Here is a 24,314-nt window from a genome sequence, read left to right on the forward strand (position 1 = left end):
CCCAAGGATCAGCCGAACCAAGCTCAGGAGGCGATGCCCGCCGCCTGATCTGTCGCGACCTGCTGCGTCCCCGCCTCGTCCGCTGCCGCGTCGGGCACCGTGCTCTCGAGCCGCGACCGCAGGTAGTCCACCGCCCGCACGGGCGGATAGACCGGGATCCCGGTGCCCGGCAGGGCAGCGATCACGCTCTCGGGATTCGGGTCGAGGAAGAAGGCCACGGAATGCCGCGTGCGCGCCGGCGGCAGCACGCGGTGGGTGGTCGAGACGTAGATGTCGTTGGTCCAGCGCATCAGGCAATCGCCGATATTGACGATCAGCGCTCCCGGCAGTTGCGGCACGTCCATCCAGTGGCCGCCGCGCGGGCGCACCTGCAGCCCCGGCTCGCCATCGGTCGCCAGCAGCGTCAGCGCGCCGTAATCGGTGTGCGCCGAGGCCCCACGCTCGTCCGCCGCGCCGGTGCCCGGCGGGTAGCGCAGCAGCCGCAGCGTCGCCATCGGCTCGGTGAAATGCGGCGCGAAGAAATCCGGCGGCACCCCGAGGTCCGTCGCCACCGCCTCGTGGAGCTTCACCCCGAGGGCGAGCATCTCGGCGTAATAGGTCTGCATCGCCTCGCGAAAATCCGGCACATCGGGCCAGAGATTCGGGCCGCGGAACGGCTCGCCCGCCACCACGCGGGGATCATTGGCCGCAAGCTCGAGACCGATGTTGAAGGCTTCCTTGTGGTCCGGGTGATCGGCGCCGTCCTGCTGTTCGGATCCGACGTGCGCCCAGCCCCGGTTCCGCGCATTGCCCGAGATCGCCAGCGGCGCCTTTGCCGCCTCCGGCAGAGCGAAGAAGGCGGTCGAGGCGGCGAATACCCGGGCCATGAGCGACTCGGGCACCGGATGATTGGTCAGCATGAAGAACCCGTCTTCACGGCAGGCCTGTCCCAGCGCAAAGGCAAAGCCCTCGGGGTCGTCGTCGAGATCTTCGAAATCGAGCACGGGGATCATCGCCGCTCTCCTTCCGTGGACCGGGCCACCCGGAGGCCTTGCGGCACGGTCCGGGCAGGTCCGGACAATTCTCCACCTTCCGAAGGGCTTCGCAAGCGGTTTGGTTCGCGCGATTGCGCGGATTTGTGCCAATTCGCCCGTGTGAAGGCAAAAAGCGCGGCATCCAGCTGCGACTGTCCCGGGCCCGGCCCGGAGGGCGTCAGCGGTCGCTGCGGCGGAAGAGCTGGGCCAGCAGCCCGTTCGGCGCCGGCAGGAAGCAGCAGGACAGCACGAAACGGAATGGATCGATGACCATCATGGCAGGAGTCCCCGGGTTGCAGCACGCCGGGACGTCCCCTTGTCCCGACGCTCGCAGGATGACGCCGGCGCGTCACGGATTCGTGACATGCCGGTGACGTTGCCATGACGCCGCAACCCGCTGGAACAAAAGCCTTCGAAGGCTTTTGCAAGGTCCTTCGAAGGACCTTGTCAGACCCCCTTGATGAGCACCGCGCGGAAGTCGTTCACGTTGGTCCCGGTCGGACCCGGCGCAAAGAGGTCGCCGATCGCATCGAAGGCGCCCCAGGCGTCGTTGCGCGACAGCGCCGCCATGGCATCGCCGCCCGCCGCTCGCAGTCGCGCCGCGCTGGAGCCATCGGCAAAGGCGCCGGCGTTGTCCTCGGTGCCGTCGATCCCGTCGGTGTCGGCGGCCAGCGCGTGAATACCCTCGACTCCGTCGATTGCATGGGCGAAGGCCAGCAGGAACTCGGTGTTGCGCCCGCCGCGCCCCCCCTTGCCGCGCAGCGTCACCGTGGTCTCGCCGCCCGAGAGCATCACCACCGGCGCCGTGAAGGGCCGGCCGCGCGCGACGACCTCGCGCGCCATGGCAGCATGCACCCGGCCAACGTCGCGCGCCTCGCCCTCCATCGCGTCCGACAGGATCACTGCCGGAATGCCCGCCGCCTCGGCCTTCGCCGCAGCCGCCTCCAGCGACAGCCGGGCCGAGGCGATCACATGCACCTCGTTGCGGGCGAAACAGGGATCATCGGGCGCGGGTGCCGCGGCCGCCGCGCTGCGCATATGCGCAAGGATGTTCTCCGGCAGGGCGATGTTCCACGCCTCGACCATGGCCAGCGCCGCGCCGGCGTCCACCGCGTCGGGCACGGTCGGCCCGGAGGCCACCTGCGCCGGATCGTCCCCCGGCACGTCCGAGACGACGAGGCTGACCACCTTCGCCGGGCCGCAGGCCGCCGCCAGCCGCCCGCCCTTGATCCGGCTGGCGTGCTTGCGGATGGCATTCATCACCCCGATCGGCGCGCCGGAGGCCAGCAGCGCCTCGTTCAACGCCTGCTCATCCGCCAGAGTCAGCCCCTCGGGCGGGGCCGGCAGCAGCGCCGAGCCGCCGCCGCAGACCAGCGCGACCACGAGATCCTTTTCCGTCAGCCCCGAGACCGCCTCGAACAGCGCCGCGCTGGCCTCGAGCCCCGCGGCGTCGGGCACCGGGTGCGCCGCCTCCATGACCCGGAGCTGAGCGCAGGGCACCGCGTAGCCGTAGCGGGTGACCACCACGCCCTCCAACGGACCGTCCCAGAGCGTCTCGAAGGCCCGGGCAAGCTGCGCCGCGCCCTTGCCAAGGCCGATCACCACCGTGCGCCCCTCGGGCCTGTCCGGCAGCGCCGCACGCAGCGCCTGCTCGGGATCGGCGGCGGCCACCGCGGTTTCGAAAAGCCCGGTCAGGAAGGTCGTTGCATCGCTCATTCGGGGGTCCTCGTGTTCAGCTCTCAGGCACTGCGCCAGCTGCGAAGCTCGATGCTTCGGGCGCACGCAGACAAGTTGTCGCGCAATTCCAGCACGATCTCCAGCCCCGCGACCGCACCTTCAGACGCCGCGACGTGATCCTGCACCGCCTTGAGCACCGACACCAGCGCCGCCTCGCTCCCAGCGCCGCCCGCCTCCCGCGCCATGTCCCGACAGGCCCGGGGCGTGAGCGGCAGCAGGGCCGAGACGCGCGGCGCCGCCGGCCGGATCAGCTCGACCAGATAGCCGAAAGCAGGCGACGAACTCAGCAGCAGCCGAAGCCCCCCACCCCGCCGCTGCGCCGCGCACAGCGCGATCCCCAGCGCTTCTCCCGCCTCCGCCCCGCTGTGGTGCACCAGTTCGGCGGCCGCGTCCGCCGGCATCAGCAGCGCGCCGCCGCCGGGTGCCTGCGAGCCGATCTCGATGGTCGCACGCAGCGCCTCGAGCGCCGGCTTCAACCCCGCGAGCGGGATCACCCCGGCCGCGAGCAGGGCCTGCGAGCGCGCCTCTGACATCTCCGCGCGGTTCGGCGCCAGCAGCGCCAACGGCATGCCGACCCGCGCCCGCGCCGCCGCCGCCGCCTGCCGCGCGCGTCCCCAGCCGGCGTCTCCGGCATTGCGGATCACCCCCAGCGACAGCACCGCGGCGCCTGCCATCATCTCCGCGAGCACCCGTGCAAGCCGCTGCTCGCGATCCTCGAGCAGCCCGCTGGCGTCGAGCGGGTTGTCCGGCACGCGTCCCTGCGGCACCTCCCGTCGCAGCGCCTCCTCCTGCAACCGGCTGAGCGGCGCGAGCTGCAGCCCGTAGCGCGCGGCCAGACCGCCCGCCCGCTCTGCCAGCCCCGGTCCGAAGGCGGTGACCGACAGGGCATTGGCCGGCGGCAGACCGATCAGGTGCAGGATCCACAGCGCCTCGACCAGCGCCGCGGGACGCGTCACATGCGACACCCCCGCCCGCCGCAACAGAGCGGCGGGCCCCGGGCCGAGGTTCGGCATCCAGAAGACCAGCGCCTTGCCGTGCTTCTGCGCCAGCCGCCCAAGCTCGAGAACTTCCGCCGGTGGCGCCAACCGGTCCGCCTGTATCGCCAGCGCCGTGACCCGCTCGTCGGCCAGCATCTCCGCCGCGAGTGCCGCGACACCGGCCCCGCTCCAACCCGCGACCGGCAGCACGAAGGACAGCGGCAGCCCGTGGCGCAGCGACAGGAACCCTCCGAGGCGCTGCGGCGCCGACAGCAGCACCGCCGCACCGCGCGGCACCGGCTCCAGTGGCGCCACCCCCGGCCAGAAAGGCAGGCGCCCCGCCGGCGACAGCAGCCCTCCCGCGAAGACCGGCAGCAGCGGCGGAGGGCTGATTTCTCTCAGCCCGGCGACGGCGGGGCAGACCGCTGCGCCCGCCCCGCGTGCGGCCAGCGCCCTCAGGGCGGCGTGCAGCGCCGCGCCGTGCAGCGCGACATAGGCCAGATCCGGCGCCTCCGGCAGCTCCGCGATCGCGGGCGCCGCGGCAATGCCCGCGACCTCCCGTGCCTCATGCGTGACCGGCCAAATCTCCCAGGGGTAGCCGCTGTCACGCAGCCTGCCGATCACCGCCGAAAGATCGGCGACGCCGCCGATCAGGGCGATCGTGCGCGGTGCAAGGCTTCGGGTCAGTGCCGTGGACATGGAAAGACCCCGGTTTCTGCGCGATCAATGACACCTGAACGCCCCGTGCATTGCGAGGAAAACCAGACTCCCGCATCGCCGAGACGTCGCGATCGCCCGACAATGTCGCAGCCCCGCGCAAGCTGGCGCTCAAGCGCCCCGCAGCCGGGACAGATCGTAGCCGTACCAGTCGAGGATCTCATGCGCAGCGGCGCGTCGCTCGCCCGGATTGCCCCGGCGATCCATGATCCAGACCCGCCCGCCGCCGGGCGCGCCGATCACGGCGGTCCGGTTGTCGGCATCGATCCAATGCACCCAGAGGCTTTCGCCGCCGACCCGCAGCCGACCGGGCGTTTCCTCCTGCAGCGGCAGTGCCACGCCGGCGACGCGCATCTCGGCGGCGCTGATCTCGATGCGGGCGCCCGGCGTCATGCCGGCACCCTCGGTGACGATCCAGCCGCCCTGCAACCGCGCCAGCCCGGCATCGGCCTGCGAGCCGACAGGCGCGGTCGGGTTGCGCAGCGGAAGGGTTTCGGGCGCGGGCGGTGCCTTGGCCGAACAGGCAGAGAGCAGCGCCGCGCCGAGCAGCACGGTGAGCCGCGGTCGAGGTCGAAAAAGGGACATGGTGACAGGCTCCGGAACCACTTTGGGATCGCATTGCGCGCAGCCTGTCGCAGCGCGGCGCGGCCCGCAAGCGGCCCGCCGCGCCCCGGCAAGGATCAGCCGCGGAACCCGGTGGCCACGACGAATTTCTCGGAGGAATCCGATCGGCTCGCCGGCGGCTTCACGTTAGCCACCTTGTCGAAGCGCTGTTTGAGAATCTGCTGCAGCGACCCCTCGGCGCCGCCCGCCAGAACCTTGGCGACGAAGGTGCCGCCCTCCTCCAGCACGTCGAAGGCGAGATAGGCCGCCGCCTCGCAGAGCGCGATGATCCGCAGGTGGTCGGTCTGCTTGTGCCCCGAGGAGGCCGCCGCCATGTCGGACATGACCACGTCGGCCTTGCCGCCGAGCCATTCCTTGACCTTGTCGTCGGCGCCATCCTCCATGAAGTCGAGCTGGTGGATCTCGGCGCCGGCGATCGGCGTCACCTCCTGCAGGTCCACCCCGAGCACGGTGCCAACCGCCTTGCCCGCCCGCTCGCCGAGCGCATTGACCCGAGGCACCGCTACCTGGCACCAACCGCCGGGGGCACAGCCCAGGTCGACAACCCGCGCACCGGGCACGAGGAAGCGGAACTTCTCGTCCAGCTCGAGGATCTTGAAGGCCGCGCGGCCGCGATACCCCTCGGCCTGGGCGCGTTTCACATAAGGGTCGTTGAGCTGGCGCTGCAGCCAGCGGGTCGAGCTGAGCTTGCGGCCACGCGCCGACTTCACCTTGACCTTGAGGTCGCGCTGGCCACGTCCCGATGTGTTCTTGCCGTCAGGTTTCTTCGCCATCGTCCCGCTCTTCGTCTAGATGAAAATATCCCGGGGGAGTCCGCATCAGCGGACGGGGGCAGCGCCCCCTGCCGGAGTTTCAACCGCTCCTATAGCGGCCCGTCTTCCAGAACGCCATCCACCGACATCTGCGCGTAGAGCAGCCCCTCGCGCAGGCCGCGATCGGCCACCGACAGCCGGTCGGTCGGCCAGATGCGCAAGAGCGCCTGCAGGATCGCCGCACCGGACATGATCAGCGCCTGCCGATCCTGGCCGATGCGCGGATCGCGCCGACGTCCCGCCGGGCCCATCTCGAGGTACTTGCCGATCACCGCCTCGATCTGGTCCGAGGACATGCGCAGCCCGTCGACCTTGGTGCGGTCGTAGCGACGCAGCCCGAGGTGCGAGGCCGCCACGGTGGTCACCGTGCCCGAGGTGCCGATGATCTGGAACCCCTCGCGGCTCTGCGCGTCCTTGTAGGGCGCGAACTCCGAGAGGTTCTCCTCGAAGAACCAGCTCATCAGCGCGTAGCGCGCAGCATCGTCCTGCACGTCGTTGAACTGGTCGCGCAGCGTCGCCACGCCCAGCGGCACCGAGATCCAATCGACCACCTTGGCCGCCGGAAACGGGCTCTCGGGCGGGTGGAAGCCGGAATGCAGCCGCATGATCGCCCGCGGCCGGTCGCGGTGCGGCACCGACGAGAGGTCGATCCACACCAGCTCGGTCGAGCCGCCGCCGATGTCCACCACCAAGAGCTGCTCGGTGCGCGTCGAGACCAGCGGCGCGCAGGAGATCACCGCCAGGCGGGCTTCCTCCTCGGGCTGGATGATCTCCATCTCGAGGCCGGTCTCGCGCTTGATCTGGCGGATGAAGTCGCGGGAGTTCTTCGCCCTCCGGCAGGCTTCGGTCGCCACCAGCCGCATCCGCGTCACCTCGTGGCGGCGGATCTTCTGCTGGCAGACGCGCAGCGCGGCGACCGTGCGCGCCATGGAGGCACGCGAAAGCCGCCCGCTCCGCTCGAGCCCATGGCCCAGCTGGACGGATTTGGAAAACGAGTCGACCACATGGAACTGGCTGCCCTTCGGCTGGGCAATCAGCATGCGACAACTGTTGGTCCCCAGATCCAGCGCCGCATAGAGCGCATTCGGATCGGGTTTGTTCGGCGCGGGGCTCTCTACCGGCTTCGGGAAAGCGCCCGCACCTCTGGGACGCCTTGGCGCCATGTTCTGCGCCTTTCCGTATATCTTGTTGCGATCAGGATACGCGGCGCATCATCGGGAGGCAAGGGACTCTGCTGCATCGACAGCCCCGCCGCTTGATAATTTGAGCGCGGCGTGACTAGGCTCCGCCGGGCCTCGCCCGCCCTGCCAATGTCCCCAGTCCCGGTTCCGTCTGATGAGTGATCTGCCCCCCGGCTTCTACCTGCACCTCGGTCTGCACAGGACCGGCACCGGTGCGTTCCAGCAGTTCCTTGCAGCCAATCTCGAACAGCTCGAAGAGGCCGGCCTAACCCCCGCTTTCTCCAACCGCGACGGCGCGGGCACCGAGACGCTGCGCCTGCGCCTGCCGCCGCCCCGCCACTTCGGCACCGACGAGATGAAGCGCCATGGCCGGCAGCTTGCCCGCACCCTCCGCCGCCACGGGCTGAACCGCCGCCCCGCCGTGCTGATCTCCGAGGAGAACCTGATCGGCGCGCTCAACGCGGTGATCGCCAAGGCCCCCTACGCCGCCGCCGGGCCGCGACTTGACTTCCTGCGCCAGCATCTCGCCGCGCCGGTGCGCCGGGTCGTGCTGGTGCTGCGCAGCTACGAGGCGCAGGCGATCTCGGTCTACCGCAAGCGGCTGGAGTTCCGGGCGCTGCAGCCTTTCGAGCATTATGCCCGCGAGATCTGGCCCGCGACGCGCGGCTGGCCCGAACTGGTGGCCGACCTCCGCCGGGCGCTGGACCCTGATGAGATCGTGCTCTTCACCCACGAGGACCGCCCCAGCCGCAGCGCGATCCTGCGCGCGCTCTGCCCTGAACTGCCCGAGGCGGGCTGGGACGAGTCCGCCGCCCCGGTCAACGCCAGCGCCGGGGATGCCGCCTGCTTTGCCCTGCTCGAGGCGCATGGCGCCGGGCGCAAGCTCTCCCCCGACGAGGTGGCCGCGATCATCCGAGACCACGCCGGGGCCGCCGCCCCGCGCCCGCTGATCGACCTGCCCGACGCCGTGCTGGAGGCGCAGCGGGACCGGTATCGCGCCGACCTGCAGCGGCTGGCGGACATGCCGGGCGTCACGCTGCGCCGCCCGGGCTGACCCGCCGGCGTCGCTCACGGACGCCATGCCGTCGAAAACCGACCCCGCGCCGGCCGCGGCCACGTCTAGACTGGACAAGACAGGCAAAGCGGACCCGGGCGGCATGACCGAGATCACCATCCTCTACTGGCGGGACATCCCCGCGCAGGTGATCGCCGGAACCGGGCGCAAGGCTGCCAAGCGCGTGCTCCCCGCCCGCTTCGAGGCCGCCATCGACCGTGCTGCCATGCGCAGCGGCGCGCGCGAGAGCGACGCCTATCTCGACGCCTGGCGCCGCGCCCCGGATGCGCCGCGCGATGGCGCCCCGCAGGAGATCGCCGAGGCGCTGGCCGCCCGGCTCGACGAGGACTACGGACCGGAGCGGCTTGCCGCGCTGGTGGAACAGGACGGCTGGGCGGAGCGCCCGGACCACGCGAAAGGACCCCGATGAAGCTGCTGAACTTCCGCCGCCCGCGCCCGGCCCTGCCGCACCTGCCCCCGTCCGCTCTCGAGGGGTACTCGATCGAGGTCATGCCGCGCACCGCCGCGCAGGTCGGCGACTTCCGCGCCCTTCTGCCCGAAGGCACCCGCGTCTACATCGCCCATATCGACGGCACCCCGATCGAGGAAATGGTGGCCACCGCCGCCCGCCTCGCCGCCGATGGCTACAGCGTCATGCCGCATTTCCCGGCGCGCTCGATCCCCGATGCCGCCACCCTCGCCGACTGGATCGCCCGCTACCAGGGCGAGGCCGGTGTCACCGAAGGGCTGATCCTCGCCGGCGGAATTCCCGCACCGCGCGGCGCCTTCCATTCGTCGATGCAGTTGCTGGAAACCGGTCTGTTCGACCGCGCCGGCTTCACCCGGCTGCATGTGGCCGGCCACCCCGAGGGAAGCCGCGACATCGACCCCGACGGCTCTGACCGCGCGGTGATGCAGGCGCTGCGCTGGAAGCAGGCCTTCGCGGAGCGGAGCGACGCGCAGATGGGATTGGTCACGCAATTCGCCTTCGACGCCACGCCGGTGCTGGCATGGGCGCGCCGCCTGCGCGCCGAGGGCATTGCCCTGCCCGTCCACCTCGGCGTCGCCGGCCCTGCCAAGCTGCAGACGCTGATCCGCTTTGCCGTCACCTGCGGCGTCGGCCCCTCGCTCAAGGTGTTGCAGAAACGCGCCCGCGACGTCAGCAAGCTGATGCTGCCCTACGAGCCCACCGAGTTTGTTGCCGAGATCGCCCGCGCCTGCGCCGCCGAGCCCGATCTGCCCATCGCGCAGTTGCATCTCTTCCCGCTCGGGGGCATCCCTGCGGCGACGGACTGGGCCGCCCGCCATGGCGGTGCCGCCGCGCAGCCGGCCGCACGGGCCGTCTGAGGGCGCGGTCCGTCGGGCAACACACGCGCAAGGGACCGGCATGATCAAGGCACTCCTCTTCGACCTCGACGGCACACTTCTCCACTCAGACCCGCTGCACTTCGAGGTCTTCCGGGACCTCTATGCAGAGCGCGGCCGCGAGCTGACCGAGGCGGGGTACCTCTCGGACATCCACGGCCGCCACAACCTCGACAGCTTTCCAGAGCTCTTTCCCGGCGAAGACGCCCACGCGCTCTCGGACCTCAAGGAGACGCGTTTCCGCGACCGGCTGGTCGAAGGGCACGCCCCCATGCCCGGCGCAGAGGCGCTGATGGATCACGCCGAGGCGCGCGGCTGGCGCATCGCGGTGGTCACCAACGCGCCGCGGGTCAACGCCGAGGCCATGCTCGGGGCGATCGGACTGCGCCAGCGGATCGAACTTCTGGTGATCGGCGACGAATGCACCCGCGCCAAGCCCGATCCCGAGCCCTATCTCGCGGCCATGCGGGCCTTCGATCTGGCACCGGAAGCCTGCATCGCCTTCGAGGACAGCCCCTCGGGCATGCGCGCGGCAGCCGCCTCGGGCGCACACACGGTGGGCATCCGCTCGTCGGGCCTCAGCGTGGCGCAATTGCAGGCCTCCGGGGCGCAGACCGTGATCACCGATTACACCGACCCCGCGCTCGCGGCGCTGCTGAACAGACTGGAATAGACCAGAGCCTCAAGACCACATCCCAGGGAGGAGAGCCCATGACCCGCACCGTTCTCGAGTCCAAGAGCCGCACCGTGATCATGGGCTTCGACCAGCCCTTCTGCGTGATCGGCGAGCGGATCAATCCCACCGGTCGCAAGAAGCTGGCGGCGGAGCTCGAGGCCGGGGATTTCTCCACCGTCGTCGCCGATGCGCTGGCGCAGGTGGCGGCGGGGGCCGCGGTGCTCGATGTGAACGCCGGCGTGGTCTACAACTCCAACCCCGACCCGAACCTGACCGAACCGCCGCTGATGCGGCAGATGATCGAGCTGGTGCAGGCCACCGTGGACGTGCCGCTCTGCATCGACAGTTCGGTGCCGGGTGCGCTGGAGGCCGGGCTCGAGGCCGCCGCGGGCCGCCCGCTCCTGAACTCGGTTACCGGAGAGGAAGAGCGGCTGGAGCGCGTGCTGCCGCTGGTTAAGAAATACAACGTGCCGGTGGTGGCGATCTCCAACGACGACACCGGCATTTCCGAGGACCCCGACGTGCGCTTCGCCGTGGCGCGCAAGATCGTCGAGCGCGCGGCGGATTTCGGCATTCCCGCGCAGGACATCGTGGTCGACCCGCTGGTCATGCCGGTGGGCGCCATGGCCAGCGCCGGGCAGCAGGTCTTTGCACTGGTGCGACGGCTGCGCGAAGAGCTGGGGGTGAACACCACCTGCGGCGCGTCGAACATCTCCTTCGGCCTGCCCAACCGCCATGGGATCAACACCGCCTTCCTTCCCATGGCGATCGGCGCGGGGATGACCTCGGCGATCATGAACCCGGTGGCGATGCCCGTGACGCAGACGAAGATCGCCGCCAAGAAGGCAGAGCTGGAGGCCGCCGGGGTGATGCTGCCGCCGATGGAGGACGCCGACTTCGTGCGGCTCTTCGGGCTGGGGTCGATGACCGCTGGTCCCGGCGCAGAGATGACGGCGATCCGCGCCGCGAACTTCCTGGTGAACCAGGACCCGCATGGCAGCGCCTGGATCGCGATGAACAAGGGCGAGGACGCCGGCGGCGAGGCCCGTGGCGGTCGCCGCGGCGGACGGCGGCGGCGGGCCTGACCCCTCCTCCAGAGCGGAGGGACGCGCCCGAACCTGGGTGGGCCGTATGTGAGAGGCGCTTTATCCCTCCGGCCCGGACGAGGCGCGCGCTGAAACGGGCATCGCAAATGCGCCCTCCCGGGGGGAGGGTCGGGCGCGGCCCGGGGCTGGTCGGCCCGCGCCCTCCCAGATCAAACCCAGCGCCTCACGGCCACGCCGCATAGGAGGTCGACGGCGCACTGCGCTTGGCCATCCGCCGCCGGAACCGGCTCGGAGGAACACCCTCCATCCTTTTGAAAAAACGGTTGAAATAGGCCGGGTCCGAGAACCCAAGCCGGAACCCTACCTGCGCCACCTGCAGCCCCGAGTTGGTCAGCAGCTCCGCCGCCTCGCGGTGCAGCGCCTCGTGCAGCCAGGTCTGCGGCGAGCGCCCGGTGGCGCGGCGCACGGCCCCCGAGAGCCGATCGCGCGACACGCCCAGAGCGGCCGCGTAGTCGCCGACCTCCCAGTGCTCGCGCAGGTGCAGACCGGCCAGTTGCACGAAGCCCTGCACCAGCCCGCCCGTCGCCACGTCGGGGCGCGCGCGTCCTTCCTTCACACCACGCCAGAGTTGGATCAGCAGCATCGACAGCATGTGACCGGCCATGATCTCCACCCCCGGCGCGCTCTCGCCCAACTCCTCGCGCAACTCGGTCAGCCGCCGCACCACGCGCTCGCGCTGATCGCCTAGCGGCACCGACAGGTCGGCGGCAAGCACCTGGCTCAGCTCGTCGCCGAAAGCCGAGCCCGGCAGCACCCGAGACAGCGCGCCCTTGGTCAGCGTCACCAACTCGCCACGGCTGCCCGGCGACAGTCGCAGTGCCCCCTCGCGCCCCGGCGCGAGCCAGACGAAGCGCGGCGCCTCCAGCGCCATGTCGTGCGCGCCGCTCAGCACCCGCCCCCGACCCGATTGCAGCACCAGCAAACAGGCGTTCTCGGTGCGCAGCCCGTAGGTCGTCTCGGCCAGCGGGCTGCGGATTTCATGCGCGGTGATGCCGTGGTGCGCCGAGGGCCGAAGCGGGAAAGTTTTCATCATGCTCATGAAATGTGCGCGCTTTGGGACGTATATGTACAATTCATCCACTCATACGTGCATTTTATCAACGAATTTTTCAGATACCTTTTCCGTCACCCGCCACAGGACGCCTCGGGGAGAGGGACGCATGTGGCGCAACGCGATGCTGCCAAGGCATCAAACGGGAGGACAACATGTCACAGAACACGAGGCGCGCCGTGCTGCGCGCCCTGCCGCTTGCTATGGTCTCGGCGCTGGCGCTGAGCGCGCCGCTCGCCGCGCAGGAAGACCCAGTCACCATCGGCTACGCGGTCTCCAAGTCCGGCCCCAACGCCACCGGCGCGGGCATCACCACCATCCCCAACTACGAGCTCTGGGTGAAGGAAGTGAATGAGGCCGGCGGGCTAGAAATGCCCGACGGGTCGCGCCGCCCGATCGAGGTGGTGGAATACGACGACCGCTCCAGCGCCGAGGACCTCGTGCGCGCCATCGAGCGGCTCGCGACGCAGGACAAGGTCGACCTGATCCTGCCGCCCTGGGGCACCGGCGGCAACCTCGCCATCGCGCCGCTGATGGACCGCTTCGGCTACCCGCAGCTGGCGGTGACCTCGGTGACCGACATGGCCCCGGAGTTCGCCAAGCGCTGGGATCGTTCGTTCTGGATGCTCGGCGGCGGGCATGACTACGCCACCGCGCTGGTCGAGACGCTGGCCGCCGCCAAGGAGGCCGGCACGATCAACGACAAGGTGGCAATGATCTCGGTCGCCGACGGCTTCGGCATCGACCTCGTGAAGGCCGCCCGCCCCGCCTTCGAGGAGGCCGGTTTCGAGCTGGTCTATGACGAGAGCTACCCGCTCGGCACCTCCGACTTCGCCGCCATCCTCAACGAGGTGCAGGGCTCGGGCGCCGACAGCTTCGTCGCCTTCTCCTATCCGCCGGGCAGCTTCGGCGTGACCAAGCAGGCGATGACCGCCGGCTTCAACCCGAAGGTCTTCTACATCGGTGTCGGCGGCGCCTTCCCGGTCTACGGCAAGATCACCGAGGGCAAGCAGGAGGGCGTCATGTCCATCGGCGGCGTCGACGCGATGAGCCCGGCGATCGAGGAATATTTCGCCAAGCACACCTCGGTCATCGGCAATCCGCCGGACAGCTGGGCGAGCGCGATCACCTACGCCTCTCTGGAGATGCTCGAAGAGGCGGTGAAGCGCGTCGGCCTCGACCACGAGGCGCTGGCGGGCGAGCTTTCGACCGGCAGCTTCGACACGGTGATCGGCGAGGTCAAACTCGAGGACAACCAGCTGCGCAAGCTCTGGTGGGTCGGCCAGTGGCAGGGCGAGCACTTCGTTGCCGTAAGCCCCGCCGACCGCGAGGGCGCGGCCGCCCCGGTCATCCCGAAACCCGAATGGTAATCCGCGGTGGCGGGCCCTGTGCCCGCCCCGCCCGTTTCCTCCTGCAGGAACCCTAAATGTTTCTCTCTACACTCTTTCTCGGGCTCGTGCTCGGCGGCACCTACGCGCTTCTGGCGCTGGGTCTGTCGCTGCAGTACGGCATCGCCCGGATCATGAACCTCGCCTATGGCGAATTCATGCTGCTCGCCTGTTTCGCGGTGACCATGATGTTCACCAGCTGGGGCCTCGGCCCGCTCTGGGGGCTGCTCATCGTCGTGCCGCTGGGCTACGCGCTCGGCTGGATCATCCACACCGTCATGATGCGCCCGCTGATCAAGCGTTCGGGCGGCGGAGGCCGGCTCGAGGTCGACACGATCCTCGCCACCTTCGGCCTGCTCTTCGTGGTGCAGGGGCTGATGCTGGTCACCTTCGGCAGCGACTTCACCTCCTACAGCTATCTCAACCAGGGCATCGGCATCCTCGGCACCACCATCGCCGCCAACCGGCTGATCGCCTTCGTGGTCTCGCTGGTCATCGGCTTCGGGCTCTACGCCATGCTGATCCGCACCCGCTGGGGCCGCGCGCTGCGCGCAGTGTCGCTGGCCCCGGACTCGGCCTACCTCGTCGGCATCGACGTCGGCAAGCTGGGCCGTCAGGGCTTTGCCCTTGGCGGGGCGCTGGCCGCCGCCGGAGGCGCGCTGGTCTCGATGTTCCAGACCTTCTCGGCCACGGACGGCGTGGTCTTCACCATGAAGGCGCTGATCGTGGTGATCATGGGCGGCGTCGGCAACATCCTCGGCGCGCTGATCGCCGGGCTGCTGCTGGGGCTCGCCGAGACCTTCGTTGCCGCCTTCATCGACCCCGGCCTGACCATGGCCGCCACCTACACGATGTTCCTTGCCGTGCTGCTCTGGCGGCCGACGGGGCTCTTCGGCAAGGCGGGGGGCTGATCCGATGCGCTATCTTCTTGCGGTTCTCGCGCTGGCGGCGCTTGCCACCCTGCCGATGGTCTTCGGCGACTACGGCACCGGCATGCTGGTGGGCCTCGCGGGCTACGTGACGCTGGCCACCTCCTGGGCGATGTTCTCGGGACCGACGCGCTACATCTCGCTGGCCACGGTCGCCTTCTTCGGCGTCGGCGCCTACACGGTTGCAGTGCTGAACGAGGTGCTGCCCTACCCGCTGGTGCTGCTTGCCGCCGCCGGGATCGGCGCCACGATGGCGCTGCTGGTGGGGCTCTCCACCTTGCGGCTCGCGGGCATCTACTTCGTGATCTTCAGCTTCGGACTGGCGGAACTGGTGCGCCAGCTGATCACCTGGTTCGAGGTCAACGTGACCGGAACGCTCGGCCGCTACATCTTCCTCGATCTGGAGGCCAAGCACATCTTCTGGCAGCTGCTGGCGCTCGGCGCGGCGACGCTGGCGCTCTCTGCCTGGATCCGGCGCTCGCGCCTCGGCCTCGCTCTTCGGGTGATCGGCGACGACGAGACCGTCGCGGCGCACTCGGGCATCAACCTCGCCCGCACCAAGCTCGTACTCTTCGTCGCCTCGGCCACGATCATCACGCTGGTCGGCGCGATCCAGGCACCGCGCTGGGTCTACGTCGAGCCCTCGATCGTCTTCAACCCGACGGTCAGCTTCCTGACGGTGATCATGGCGCTGCTGGGCGGCGCGACGAGGCTCTGGGGTCCGCTCTGCGGCGCGGTGCCGCTGTTCCTGCTCTTCGAATGGCTCTCGGCGCGCTTCCCCGATCACTTCTCGATCCTGCTGGGGCTGATGTTCATGGCGGTGGTTTACGCCCTGCCCGATGGCGTGCTGGCAGCGCTGGAGAAGTTCCGCAGCAAGGGCAACGGAAACTCGGCGACCAAACCGGCAAAGGAGGCAAACGCATGAGCGTGCTTCTGGAAACCCAAGGGCTGACCAAGCGCTTCGGCGGGCTGACGGCGGTGAATGGCGTGTCGCTCACCGTCAGGCGCGGCGAGGTGCTGGGGCTGCTGGGGCCGAACGGCTCGGGCAAGACCACCCTGATGAACCTCATCTCCGGGGCGCTGAAGTCTTCGGAGGGCGCCCTGCTGATCAATGGCAAGGACATGACCGGCGCCCCGCCCCATCGCATCGCCAAGTCGGGCGTGGCACGGACCTTCCAGCTGGTGAAGATCCTGCCCTCGCTGACGCTGGAAGAGAACGTCATGGTGCCCGCCGCCTTCGGCCCGGACCGGCTCTGGGGCCGCGCGCTGAAGGCGCAGGTGGCCGAATGCCTCGACATGGTGGGGCTGCACGCCCGCGCCGGGCAGCAGGCCTCGGAGCTGACCTATATCGACCAGAAGCGGCTGGAGCTTGCGCGCGCGCTCGCCTCGGCGCCGAAGCTCTTGCTGCTCGACGAGTGGCTCGCCGGGCTCAACCCGACCGAGCTGCACGAGGGCATCCGGCTGATCCGCGAGCTCGAGCAGACCGGCATCACCATCATCATGGTCGAGCACATCATGGATGCCGTGCGCGCGCTCTGCCCGCGCTGCGCGGTGATGAACTCCGGCACGCTGATCGCCGACGGCCCCACGGATCAGGTCCTGTCGGACCCGCATGTGGTCGCCGCCTACCTGGGAGAAGAGGATGCTTGAGATCGACAACCTGCGCATCACCTACGGCAAGCACACGGCGCTTGGCGGGGTGGGCATGGCGGTGGACAAGGGCGAATGCGTGGTGATCCTCGGCGCCAATGGCGCGGGGAAATCCTCGCTGCTGAAGGCTGTGGGCGGCGTGGTCCGCCCGGCCTCCGGCGTGATCAGCCACGAGGGGCAGGATCTGGCGCAGGTGCCCGCGCATGAGATCGTCGAGCGCGGGATCGCGCTGGTGCCCGAGGGGCGCGGCATCTTTGCCCGCATGAGCGTCGCCGACAACCTCGCGCTCGGCTGTCACCCGGCCCGCGCGCGCGGCGGTGCCGAGGCGCGCCGCCGCGAGGTGCTGGAGCTCTTCCCGCGCCTTGCCGAACGGCAGAAGCAGCTGGTCGGCACCATGTCGGGCGGCGAGCAGCAGATGGTCGCCATCGCCCGCGCGCTGATGTCGAACCCCGACCTGCTGCTGCTCGACGAGCCGAGCCTCGGGCTCGCCCCCATCGTGACCAAGGAGGTGTTTGCCGCCCTTGGCCGCATCCGCGAGACCGGGCTCACGCTGCTCATCGTGGAACAGAACGTGCGCGCCAGCCTCGCGCTCGCCAGCCGCGGCTACCTGCTGGAAGCCGGGCGCGTGGTGGGCAGCGGCAGCGCCGAGCAATTGCAGAGCGATCCCGCGGTGCAGCGCGCCTTCCTGGGCGGCACAAGCGAACCGCTCGAAAACGAATTGAACTGACCCTAGGAGACCGACAGGCATGGATAGCCTCAACCTCTTTATCGACGGCGAACACGTCCCCGCAGAGGACAGCCGCGAATTCGAACGCGCCAACCCGGTCAGCGGCGAGGTGGCGACCCGCGCCGCCGCCGCCAGCAAGGCCGACGCGATCCGCGCGGTGGATGCCGCCGCCGCGGCCTTCCCTGAGTGGGCCGCCGTCGCCCCCGGCCAGCGCCGCAAACTGCTGATCAAGGCCTCCGAGGCGCTCGCCGCACGCGGCGACGACATCGTTGCGGCGATGAAGGCCGAAATCGGCGCGACCGAGGCCTGGGCCCGGTTCAACGTCATGCTCGCCGCGGACATGCTGCTTGAAGCGGCCAGCCTGACGACGCAGATCAAGGGCGAGATCGTGCCCTCGAACCGCCCCGGCTCGACTGCCTACGCGGTGCGCCAGCCCGCGGGCGTGGTGCTGGCCATGGCCCCCTGGAACGCGCCGGTGATCCTCGGCGTGCGCTCGATCGCCACGCCGCTGGCCTGTGGCAACACCGTGGTGATGAAGACCTCGGAGCTGTGCCCGCGTACCCACGCGCTGATCCTCGAGGCGGTCTCGGAGGCGGGCCTGCCCAAGGGCGTGGTCAACGCCATCTCCAACGCGCCCGAGGATGCGCCGGAGCTGGTCGAGACGCTGATCGCCCACCCCGCCGTGCGCCGGGTGAATTTCACCGGCTCGACCCGCGTCGGCCGCATCGTCGCCGAGCTGTCGGCGCGGCACCTCAAGCCTTCGCTGCTGGAACTGGGCGGCAAGGCCCCCTTCATTGTTCTCGATGACGCCGACATTCCCGCCGCCGTCGCGGCGGCCGGTTTCGGCGCCTACATGAACCAGGGCCAGATCTGCATGTCGACCGAGCGTATCATCGTCATGGACGAGATCGCCGACGCCTTCGTCGCGGCCTTTGCCGAGAAGGTCGAAAGCCTCACCGCGGGCGATCCGCGCGAGGGCAAGGCGCCGCTCGGCAGCCTCGTGAACATGGGCGCTGCCGACCGCATCCGGGACCTCATCGAGGACGCCGTGCAGAAGGGCGCGCGGCTGATCGGCGGCGGCGGCTCGGGCACCATCCTCAACGCCGCGGCGCTCGACGGGGTGACCCCGCAGATGCGGCTTTACTCCGAGGAAAGTTTCGGCCCGGTGTCCTCGATCATCCGCGTGGGCAGCGTCGACGAGGCGGTGCGCGTGGCCAACGAAAGCGAATTCGGCCTGTCGGCGGCGGTCTTTGGCCGCGACCAGGCCCGAGCCATGGCGGTCGCCCGGCGCATCGAGAGTGGTATTTGCCACGTCAACGGTCCAACCGTGCATGACGAGGCGCAAATGCCCTTCGGCGGCGTGAAGGATTCAGGCTACGGTCGCTTTGGCGGCACGTGGGGAGTCGCCGAGTTCACCGAATTGCGCTGGATGACGACGCAGGACGGAGACTTGCACTACCCGATCTGACCGGAGGAGCGGTCGTATCGGTTGAAAACGGGAGGAGAAAAACATGAAACTGAAACTCGCCAAGACCGCGGTTGCGGCCCTGGCCCTGAGCGTCGCCGCCGGCGGCGCCTGGGCCCAGGAACATGTCTTCAAGCTGCACCACCTGCTCGGCGCCAAGTCGCCCGCGCAGACAGACATGATCGAGCCCTGGGTCAAGGCCGTCGAGGAGAACTCCGGCGGCAAGGTGAAGATCGAGATCTACCCCTCGATGACCCTTGGCGGGCGTCCGCCCGAGCTGGTCAACCAGGTGCGTGACGGGGTCGTCGACCTGATCTGGACGGTCAACGGCTACACGCCGGGGCTCTTCCCGCGCACCGAGGTGATGGAACTGCCCTTCGTCTTCACAAACGATCCGGTGGCGGCGAACCTGGCGCTCTATGACATGTACGACGAGTACCTCAAGGACGACTACAAGGGCATGGAGCCGATGTTCCTGCACGTACACGCAGGACAGGGCATGCAGACCGTCGACCGCGAGGTCCACAAACCCTCCGATCTCGAGGGGCTGAAACTGCGCGTGCCGACCCGTACCGGGGCCTGGGTGATCGAGGCGCTGGGGGCTTCGCCGGTCTCGATGCCGGTGCCGGACCTGCCGCAGGCCCTGTCGAAGAAGGTCGTCGACGGCGCCTTCATCCCCTGGGAAATCATCCCGGCGCTGAAGCTGCAGGATCAGACCAAGTACCAGATCGAGGGCTACGAGAAGGCGCGCTTCGGCACCACGACCTTCCAGATCTCGATGAACAAGGCACGCTGGGATAGCCTGCCCGAAGACATCCAGAAGGCCTTCCGCGATGCCTCGGATCGTGACTGGGTGGCCGAGGTCGGCCGTATCTGGCGCAACATCGACGAGCGCGGCATCAAGGTCGCGACCGATGCCGGCAACACCCACATCACCCTCACCGAAGAAGAGACCGCCGCGTTCCAGGCCGCGCTCGAGCCGGTGGTGGACCGCTGGGTCGAGGACGTCTCGTCCAAGGGCATCGACGGCGCCGCCATGGTCGCCAAGGCCCGCGAGCTGATCGAGGCCAATGCCGACGCGAGCATGAGCAACTGATGTTCGCCACGGAAGTTGGAGGCCGCAGCGGAGTTTCCGCTGCGGTCGCACGTCTTGTCACCCTCTGGGCGCTGCTCGGCGGCGCCCTCCTGCTGGTGATCGTCTTGATCAACGTCGCCTCGGTCATCGGTGCCGTGGTGGCCAAGCCCCTGCCCGGCGATTTCGAGCTGACCGAGATGGGCGTCGCGGTGGCGGTCTTCGCCTTCCTGCCCTACTGCCAGCTCACCGACGCCAATGTCACCGCCGATATCTTCACCGCGAACGCCCCCCGCCCGGTGCTGGCGGTGCTGCGCGCGCTCGCCTCGCTGATCGCCTTCGGTTTTGCCGGCATACTTGTCTGGCGCATGTACCTCGGGATGCTCGACCAGAAGGCCTACAACTACACGACGACGATCCTGCAGGTGCCCATCTGGTGGGCCTTCGTGCCGATCCTCGTCTCGCTGGTGCTGCTGATCGCCGCCGCCGCCGTCACCTTCCGCGAGAGCCTGACGGAGGCCCGGACATGAGCGATCCCATCACCCTCGGCGTCATCGCTCTGGTCGTCCTCATCGTTCTCATCGCCATCCGCATTCCCATAGCCTACGCGATGATCCTCGTCGGCGGCGGCGGCATCATGCTGGTCAACGGGCCGATGCTGCTGCTGAGCCAGCTGAAGACCCTCGCCTACGGGCAATTCTCGATCTACGACCTCTCGGTCGTGCCGATGTTTGTGCTGATGGGCGAGCTGGCCACGGTCGCGGGGCTGAGCCACGCGCTGTTCCGCGGTGCCAACGCCTGGCTCGGCTGGATGCGGGGCGGCACCGCCATGGCGGCCATCGCCGGATGCGCCGGCTTCGGCGCGGTCTGCGGCTCGTCGCTGGCCACCGCCTCGACCATGGGCAAGGTCGCCCTGCCCGAGCTCAAGCGCTACAACTACTCCGGCGCGCTGGCCACCGGCTCACTCGCCGCGGGCGGCGTTCTGGGCATCCTCATTCCGCCCTCGGTGGTGCTGATCGTCTACGCGGTGATCGTCGAGGCCAATATCGTGACGATGTTCGCCGCGGCCATGCTGCCCGGCATCCTCGCGGTGCTCTTCTTCATCCTGACCATCGCCATCTACGTCCGCATCCGCCCCTCGGCGGGTCCCGCGGGCGGCGCGGCGGGGCGCTCCGAGTTCATCTCGGCGACGCTCGGCCTGCTGCCGGTCATGGTGATCTTCGGGCTGGTGCTGGGCGGCATCTACGGCGGCTTCTTCAACCCGACCCCGGCCGCCGCAGTCGGCGTCTTCCTCGTCTGGATCTACGGCATTGGCAAGCGCCGGGTCGGGCTGTCCGAGATGGTCACCGCGCTGAAGTCCACCGCCCGCACGTCGGGGATGATCTACGTCATCCTGCTGGGCGCGGAGCTGATGAAGATCTTCATGTCCCGCATCGGCCTGCCGCAACAGGCGGCGCTCTGGATCGCCGAGAGCGGCATGGCCCCGATGATGGTCATGGTTCTGATCCTGATCGCTCTGATCCTGCTCGGCTGCCTGATGGACAGCATGTCGATGATCCTGCTGGTGATCCCTTTCTTCTGGCCGATGCTGGTGGAGCTGAACGGCGGGCTCTACGCCACCGCCGACACCGCCGGCTTCGGCATGGGCACCGAGGATCTCAAGGTCTGGTTCGGCATCCTCGCGCTGATCGTCGCCGAGCTGGGGCTGATCACGCCGCCGGTGGGGATGAACGTCTTCATCATTTCGGCGCTGGCCCGCGACACGCCGATGATCGAAACCTTCAAGGGCGTCGTGCCCTTCTTCTGCGCCGAGCTGGTGCGGGTCGCACTGGTCCTCGCCTTCCCCGTGCTCACGCTCTGGCTGCCAACCCTGCTGAGAGGCTGACAATGACAGACCAATCCACCGTCACCGCCGGGGGGGCGATCTTCCCCCGGCTGAAGGCGCTCGGCGTGGACTATGTCTTCGCCAATTCCGGCACCGACTTCCCGCCGATCATCGAGGGGCTGGCGCAGGCCGCCGCCGAGGGCATCGAGCTGCCGCAGGCGCTGACCATGCCGCATGAGCACGCGGCACTGGGCATGGCGCATGGCTACTACCTGATGACCGGCAAGGCGCAGGCGGTGATGCTGCACACCAACGTCGGGCTGGCCAATGGTGCCATCGGCGCGATCAACGCCGCCTGCGAGCACGTGCCGATGATCCTCATGTCGGGCCGCACCCCGGTCACCGAGGCGGGCCGCTTCGGCGCCCGCACCGTGCCGATCGGCTGGGGACAGGAGATGCGCGACCAGGCGGCGCTGGTGCGCGAGGCCGCGAAGTGGGAGTACGAGCTGAAATTTCCTGAGCAGGTGCCCGGCCTGCTGGACCGCGCCCATGCCATCGCCAATTCCACCCCCAAGGGGCCGGTTTATCTGTCGATCCCGCGCGAGGTGCTCTGCGAGCCCGTGCCCACCGACGGACTGGATGCCGCCCCCTCCATGGCCGCCTCCGAGGCCGCGCCGAACCCCGAGGCCATCGCCACGCTCGCCCGCTGGCTGGCAGGCGCCGAATTCCCGCTGATCATCGCGCAGCGCGGCTCGGGCGACGCCGAGAGCTTCGCGGCCTTCTCGAAGTGGGCCGAGGAGTGGGGCATCGCGGTCTGCTCGTGGTGGGCGACGCATCTCGCCATCCCCACCGACCACCCCTGCCACGTCGGCGCCGATCCCGGACCCTGGCTGGACGAGGCCGACGTAGTGCTGATCCTCGACTGCCTCGCCCCCTGGATGCCCGACGCCCACGCACCCCGCGCCGGAGCGAAGGTGACCAACATGGGGCCGGACCCGATCTTCTCGCGCTTCCCGGTGCGCAACTTCCGCTCGGACCTGTCGATCACCGGCGAGAACGCCCGGACCATCCCGGCGCTGATCGCGGCCATGGCGGATCTGCCGAAGGGCGCGCACATCGCGCCCCGCCGCGCCCGGCTCGCCGAGTCCACGGCGCGCGCCCGGCAGGTGCAGACAGAGGCGGCACAGCCGCAGGGCGATCTGCTGACCAAGCCCGCCGTCAGCCGCATCCTCGGCGAGGCCCTCGACGCGCAAGAGGCCCCCTCCTCGGTCTTTTCCGAGCTCGGCACCATGCTGGGCCCGCTGCCGCGCCGCGCGCATCGCTCGTGGTTCCAGGAGCCGCATTCTGGCGGGCTCGGCTGGTCCTTCCCCGCGGCGCTCGGCGCGCAACTCGCCGATCCGGAGCGGATCTGCGTCGCGACGCTCGGCGATGGCAGCTACATGTTCGCCAACCCCGTGGCCTGCCACCAGATCGCCGAGGCGCTGGCGCTGCCGATCCTCATCGTGATCCTCAACAACGCCGAATGGGGCGCGGTGCGCGCCTCGGTGACCGGACTCTACCCCGATGGCGCGGCGGGCCGCGCCAATGTCATGCCGCTCACCGGCCTCGCGCCGAGCCCGGACTTCTGCAAGGTTGCAGAGGCCAGCAATGCCTGGGCCCGCGCCGTAGAGACGCCGGACACGCTGCGCCCGGCCCTCGACGCCGCTCTCAAAGTAATCCGAGAGGAGCGGCGCTGCGCGCTGCTCAACGTGCGCATCGCCGGCTGAGGCGGGGCGCTCTCTGCCCGGCGGCATTTCTGTCGGTGCCGCCGGGCTTGCGTATTTTCAAAGAGAAGAAGCGGCTGGGCCGCGCCCGGGAGCCCAGCCTCGCATGTCGGCTGCGCCGCGGTACGGAGCCCCGTCGCAGGGCCGGGTGCCGCCGGTGCCGGCCAACGCAAGGGCTGCGCGCGGCGGTGAAGCCAGGTCCCGCCGTTCCTGAGCGCGCTGTCGCCCGGCAAGCGGGGCGTCGACGCCCGGTCAAGGCGCGTGCGATCCGACAAAGACAGAACGACCGTCTGCCGCCCCCCGTGCCTGATGTCAGAAGGGCTGACGACGCGCAGTTCTGAACCTCCTGCCGCGGGAGCGGCGAGGGTCTCGCAGGCACTGCGAGTGCACGCGGAGCACGCCGGGCCGGCATCGGCGTCACAGCTGCCGAACGCCCCTTCACCGGTGACGATCGGGGCGCGGGCCGCCTGCTGGACCACGCGGGATCGATGCGGCGCAGGCCAATCTGCGCCGCATGATCGTCGGGGCACCCTCCTCTCCCGGTGGGTGCCCGGCGCGCCAATTAGGGCGGCGGCCAAGGGCGGCTCCGGAGGCCCCGCGATCGTGGGCACCAAGGGCGGACCTCCGGCGCGACCCGGCAGGCGAAGGTCTTCTGCCCGAGACATCCCGGACGCCCGTCGCAGAGCGCTCGGGCCCCGCGTTTTCCGGGCACCGCCACGGCAGGTGGCGCAGCGCGCGGGCGGCCTCTTTTGCCCAGACCCGCGCAGCCCTGCCTTGCGATCTCAGGACGCGGCCGCGGCCAGCCCCTGATCGAGATCGGCGATGATGTCGGCCACGTCCTCGATGCCGATCGAGATGCGCACCACGTTGGGCGCCGCCCCCGCCTGCACCTGCTGCTCCGGTTCGAGCTGGCGGTGGGTCGTGGAGGCGGGATGGATGATCAGGCTGCGCGTATCGCCGAGGTTGGCCACGTGGCTGAAGAGCTGCAGGCTGTCCACCAGCTTCACGCAGGCATCATAGCCGCCCTTGATCGCAACGGTGAAAAGCGCCCCGGCGCCCTTGGGAACGACGCGCTGCGCCCGCTCGTGCCAGGGCGAGGACGGCAGGCCGGCATAGGTCACCGCCTCGACGCGCGGGTCTTTTTCCAGCCATTCGGCCACCGCCTGGGCGTTGCGCACATGG

At 69.7% G+C, this 24,314-nt stretch carries 23 protein-coding genes; 15 read left to right on the forward strand and 8 right to left on the reverse strand.

Translation table 11 applies throughout. The features are described from left to right. Positions 1–23: 23 nt before the first annotated feature. The 6 genes from BM397_RS04295 to BM397_RS04320 all read right to left on the reverse strand — a co-directional run bounded on the left by BM397_RS04295 (position 24) and on the right by BM397_RS04320 (position 7,043). The gene (locus BM397_RS04295; protein ID WP_092422276.1) at positions 24–992 is read right to left on the reverse strand and encodes an isopenicillin N synthase family dioxygenase; all 969 of its coding nucleotides are present in this window, start codon (positions 990–992) and stop codon (positions 24–26) included. 468 nt (positions 993–1,460) lie between these two features. Continuing rightward, positions 1,461–2,729, reverse strand: a complete 1,269-nt coding sequence (locus BM397_RS04300; protein ID WP_092422280.1) for a glycerate kinase type-2 family protein — start codon at positions 2,727–2,729, stop codon at positions 1,461–1,463. Between the two features lie 23 nt (positions 2,730–2,752). Continuing rightward, positions 2,753–4,426 (reverse strand): CoA-binding protein, encoded by a 1,674-nt coding sequence (locus BM397_RS04305; RefSeq protein ID WP_092422283.1) that lies wholly within the window; start codon positions 4,424–4,426, stop codon positions 2,753–2,755. Positions 4,427–4,555: 129 nt separating this feature from the next. Then, positions 4,556–5,029 carry a lipocalin/fatty acid-binding family protein gene (locus BM397_RS04310; RefSeq protein WP_092422286.1) on the reverse strand — a complete coding sequence of 158 codons (474 nt, stop codon included), beginning with the start codon at positions 5,027–5,029 and terminating at the stop codon, positions 4,556–4,558. A gap of 95 nt (positions 5,030–5,124) precedes the next feature. Then, positions 5,125–5,841 (reverse strand): RlmE family RNA methyltransferase, encoded by a 717-nt coding sequence (locus tag BM397_RS04315; RefSeq protein WP_092422289.1) that lies wholly within the window; start codon positions 5,839–5,841, stop codon positions 5,125–5,127. Positions 5,842–5,930: 89 nt separating this feature from the next. After that, positions 5,931–7,043 carry a Ppx/GppA phosphatase family protein gene (locus BM397_RS04320; RefSeq protein WP_092422292.1) on the reverse strand — a complete coding sequence of 371 codons (1,113 nt, stop codon included), beginning with the start codon at positions 7,041–7,043 and terminating at the stop codon, positions 5,931–5,933. A 172-nt stretch (positions 7,044–7,215) separates the two neighbouring features. Here BM397_RS04320 and BM397_RS04325 point away from each other — a divergent pair, with 172 nt between their 5' ends. From BM397_RS04325 to BM397_RS04345, 5 genes are all read left to right on the forward strand, one after another. Next, positions 7,216–8,115 carry a hypothetical protein gene (locus tag BM397_RS04325; protein ID WP_092422295.1) on the forward strand — a complete coding sequence of 300 codons (900 nt, stop codon included), beginning with the start codon at positions 7,216–7,218 and terminating at the stop codon, positions 8,113–8,115. Between the two features lie 103 nt (positions 8,116–8,218). Further along, complete coding sequence (locus tag BM397_RS04330) at positions 8,219–8,545, forward strand: virulence factor (protein WP_092422298.1); 327 nt, start codon at positions 8,219–8,221, stop codon at positions 8,543–8,545. Further along, positions 8,542–9,462 (forward strand): methylenetetrahydrofolate reductase, encoded by a 921-nt coding sequence (locus tag BM397_RS04335; RefSeq protein ID WP_092422301.1) that lies wholly within the window; start codon positions 8,542–8,544, stop codon positions 9,460–9,462. The genes BM397_RS04330 and BM397_RS04335 overlap by 4 nt, the downstream gene beginning before the upstream one ends. 40 nt (positions 9,463–9,502) lie before the next feature. Further along, a complete protein-coding gene (locus BM397_RS04340) occupies positions 9,503–10,153 on the forward strand; it encodes an HAD family hydrolase (RefSeq protein WP_092422304.1) in 651 nt (216 codons plus the stop codon). A gap of 38 nt (positions 10,154–10,191) precedes the next feature. Beyond that, positions 10,192–11,241: a dihydropteroate synthase gene (locus BM397_RS04345; RefSeq protein ID WP_092422307.1), complete on the forward strand. Its 1,050-nt coding sequence runs from the start codon at positions 10,192–10,194 to the stop codon at positions 11,239–11,241. A 184-nt stretch (positions 11,242–11,425) separates the two neighbouring features. Here the strand turns inward: BM397_RS04345 and BM397_RS04350 are convergent, their stop codons facing one another. Further along, positions 11,426–12,301, reverse strand: coding sequence for a helix-turn-helix domain-containing protein (locus BM397_RS04350; RefSeq protein WP_092422310.1), 876 nt, complete (start codon positions 12,299–12,301; stop codon positions 11,426–11,428). A 167-nt stretch (positions 12,302–12,468) separates the two neighbouring features. On the opposite strand from BM397_RS04350, the gene BM397_RS04355 reads away from it, so the two are divergent. From BM397_RS04355 to BM397_RS04400, 10 genes are read left to right on the forward strand one after another with little or no spacing between them, the layout of a single operon-like run. Next, positions 12,469–13,683 (forward strand): amino acid ABC transporter substrate-binding protein, encoded by a 1,215-nt coding sequence (locus tag BM397_RS04355; RefSeq protein WP_092422313.1) that lies wholly within the window; start codon positions 12,469–12,471, stop codon positions 13,681–13,683. 56 nt (positions 13,684–13,739) lie between these two features. After that, the gene (locus tag BM397_RS04360; protein WP_092422316.1) at positions 13,740–14,612 is read left to right on the forward strand and encodes a branched-chain amino acid ABC transporter permease; all 873 of its coding nucleotides are present in this window, start codon (positions 13,740–13,742) and stop codon (positions 14,610–14,612) included. Positions 14,613–14,616: 4 nt separating this feature from the next. Next, entirely contained in the window at positions 14,617–15,555 is a 939-nt protein-coding gene (locus BM397_RS04365; RefSeq protein WP_092422319.1) for a branched-chain amino acid ABC transporter permease, read from the forward strand. Further along, positions 15,552–16,280, forward strand: coding sequence for an ABC transporter ATP-binding protein (locus tag BM397_RS04370; protein ID WP_092422322.1), 729 nt, complete (start codon positions 15,552–15,554; stop codon positions 16,278–16,280). The genes BM397_RS04365 and BM397_RS04370 overlap by 4 nt, the downstream gene beginning before the upstream one ends. Then, positions 16,273–17,007, forward strand: a complete 735-nt coding sequence (locus BM397_RS04375) for an ABC transporter ATP-binding protein (protein ID WP_092422325.1) — start codon at positions 16,273–16,275, stop codon at positions 17,005–17,007. Before BM397_RS04370 ends, BM397_RS04375 begins: the two co-directional genes overlap by 8 nt. 19 nt (positions 17,008–17,026) lie before the next feature. Then, a complete protein-coding gene (locus BM397_RS04380; RefSeq protein ID WP_092422328.1) occupies positions 17,027–18,475 on the forward strand; it encodes an aldehyde dehydrogenase in 1,449 nt (482 codons plus the stop codon). A 43-nt stretch (positions 18,476–18,518) separates the two neighbouring features. Beyond that, on the forward strand, positions 18,519–19,568 hold the full coding sequence (locus tag BM397_RS04385) for a TRAP transporter substrate-binding protein (RefSeq protein WP_092422331.1): 1,050 nt from the start codon (positions 18,519–18,521) through the stop codon (positions 19,566–19,568). Then, complete coding sequence (locus BM397_RS04390; RefSeq protein ID WP_092422333.1) at positions 19,568–20,074, forward strand: TRAP transporter small permease; 507 nt, start codon at positions 19,568–19,570, stop codon at positions 20,072–20,074. Before BM397_RS04385 ends, BM397_RS04390 begins: the two co-directional genes overlap by 1 nt. Next, positions 20,071–21,429, forward strand: coding sequence for a TRAP transporter large permease (locus BM397_RS04395; protein WP_092422336.1), 1,359 nt, complete (start codon positions 20,071–20,073; stop codon positions 21,427–21,429). The genes BM397_RS04390 and BM397_RS04395 overlap by 4 nt, the downstream gene beginning before the upstream one ends. Before the next feature lie 2 nt (positions 21,430–21,431). Further along, the gene (locus BM397_RS04400; protein WP_092422339.1) at positions 21,432–23,135 is read left to right on the forward strand and encodes a thiamine pyrophosphate-requiring protein; all 1,704 of its coding nucleotides are present in this window, start codon (positions 21,432–21,434) and stop codon (positions 23,133–23,135) included. Between the two features lie 779 nt (positions 23,136–23,914). Here BM397_RS04400 and BM397_RS04405 read toward each other — a convergent pair. Further along, positions 23,915–24,314 (reverse strand): PLP-dependent transferase (locus BM397_RS04405; RefSeq protein WP_177239595.1); only part of this gene is annotated, 400 nt, incomplete at its 5' end.

The organism is Alloyangia pacifica, assembly GCF_900116195.1.
GTDB lineage: Bacteria > Pseudomonadota > Alphaproteobacteria > Rhodobacterales > Rhodobacteraceae > Salipiger > Salipiger pacificus.

Excerpts from the sequence above, each read along its gene's own strand:
- BM397_RS04295 (WP_092422276.1), bottom strand. The coding sequence starts at position 992 with ATGATCCCCGTGCTCGATTTCGAAGATCTCGACGACGACCCCGAGGGC.
- BM397_RS04300 (WP_092422280.1), bottom strand. The coding sequence starts at position 2,729 with ATGAGCGATGCAACGACCTTCCTGACCGGGCTTTTCGAAACCGCGGTG.
- BM397_RS04305 (WP_092422283.1), bottom strand. The coding sequence starts at position 4,426 with ATGTCCACGGCACTGACCCGAAGCCTTGCACCGCGCACGATCGCCCTG.
- BM397_RS04310 (WP_092422286.1), bottom strand. The coding sequence starts at position 5,029 with ATGTCCCTTTTTCGACCTCGACCGCGGCTCACCGTGCTGCTCGGCGCG.
- BM397_RS04315 (WP_092422289.1), bottom strand. The coding sequence starts at position 5,841 with ATGGCGAAGAAACCTGACGGCAAGAACACATCGGGACGTGGCCAGCGC.
- BM397_RS04320 (WP_092422292.1), bottom strand. The coding sequence starts at position 7,043 with ATGGCGCCAAGGCGTCCCAGAGGTGCGGGCGCTTTCCCGAAGCCGGTA.
- BM397_RS04325 (WP_092422295.1), top strand. The coding sequence starts at position 7,216 with ATGAGTGATCTGCCCCCCGGCTTCTACCTGCACCTCGGTCTGCACAGG.
- BM397_RS04330 (WP_092422298.1), top strand. The coding sequence starts at position 8,219 with ATGACCGAGATCACCATCCTCTACTGGCGGGACATCCCCGCGCAGGTG.
- BM397_RS04335 (WP_092422301.1), top strand. The coding sequence starts at position 8,542 with ATGAAGCTGCTGAACTTCCGCCGCCCGCGCCCGGCCCTGCCGCACCTG.
- BM397_RS04340 (WP_092422304.1), top strand. The coding sequence starts at position 9,503 with ATGATCAAGGCACTCCTCTTCGACCTCGACGGCACACTTCTCCACTCA.
- BM397_RS04345 (WP_092422307.1), top strand. The coding sequence starts at position 10,192 with ATGACCCGCACCGTTCTCGAGTCCAAGAGCCGCACCGTGATCATGGGC.
- BM397_RS04350 (WP_092422310.1), bottom strand. The coding sequence starts at position 12,301 with ATGAGCATGATGAAAACTTTCCCGCTTCGGCCCTCGGCGCACCACGGC.
- BM397_RS04355 (WP_092422313.1), top strand. The coding sequence starts at position 12,469 with ATGTCACAGAACACGAGGCGCGCCGTGCTGCGCGCCCTGCCGCTTGCT.
- BM397_RS04360 (WP_092422316.1), top strand. The coding sequence starts at position 13,740 with ATGTTTCTCTCTACACTCTTTCTCGGGCTCGTGCTCGGCGGCACCTAC.
- BM397_RS04365 (WP_092422319.1), top strand. The coding sequence starts at position 14,617 with ATGCGCTATCTTCTTGCGGTTCTCGCGCTGGCGGCGCTTGCCACCCTG.
- BM397_RS04370 (WP_092422322.1), top strand. The coding sequence starts at position 15,552 with ATGAGCGTGCTTCTGGAAACCCAAGGGCTGACCAAGCGCTTCGGCGGG.
- BM397_RS04375 (WP_092422325.1), top strand. The coding sequence starts at position 16,273 with ATGCTTGAGATCGACAACCTGCGCATCACCTACGGCAAGCACACGGCG.
- BM397_RS04380 (WP_092422328.1), top strand. The coding sequence starts at position 17,027 with ATGGATAGCCTCAACCTCTTTATCGACGGCGAACACGTCCCCGCAGAG.
- BM397_RS04385 (WP_092422331.1), top strand. The coding sequence starts at position 18,519 with ATGAAACTGAAACTCGCCAAGACCGCGGTTGCGGCCCTGGCCCTGAGC.
- BM397_RS04390 (WP_092422333.1), top strand. The coding sequence starts at position 19,568 with ATGTTCGCCACGGAAGTTGGAGGCCGCAGCGGAGTTTCCGCTGCGGTC.
- BM397_RS04395 (WP_092422336.1), top strand. The coding sequence starts at position 20,071 with ATGAGCGATCCCATCACCCTCGGCGTCATCGCTCTGGTCGTCCTCATC.
- BM397_RS04400 (WP_092422339.1), top strand. The coding sequence starts at position 21,432 with ATGACAGACCAATCCACCGTCACCGCCGGGGGGGCGATCTTCCCCCGG.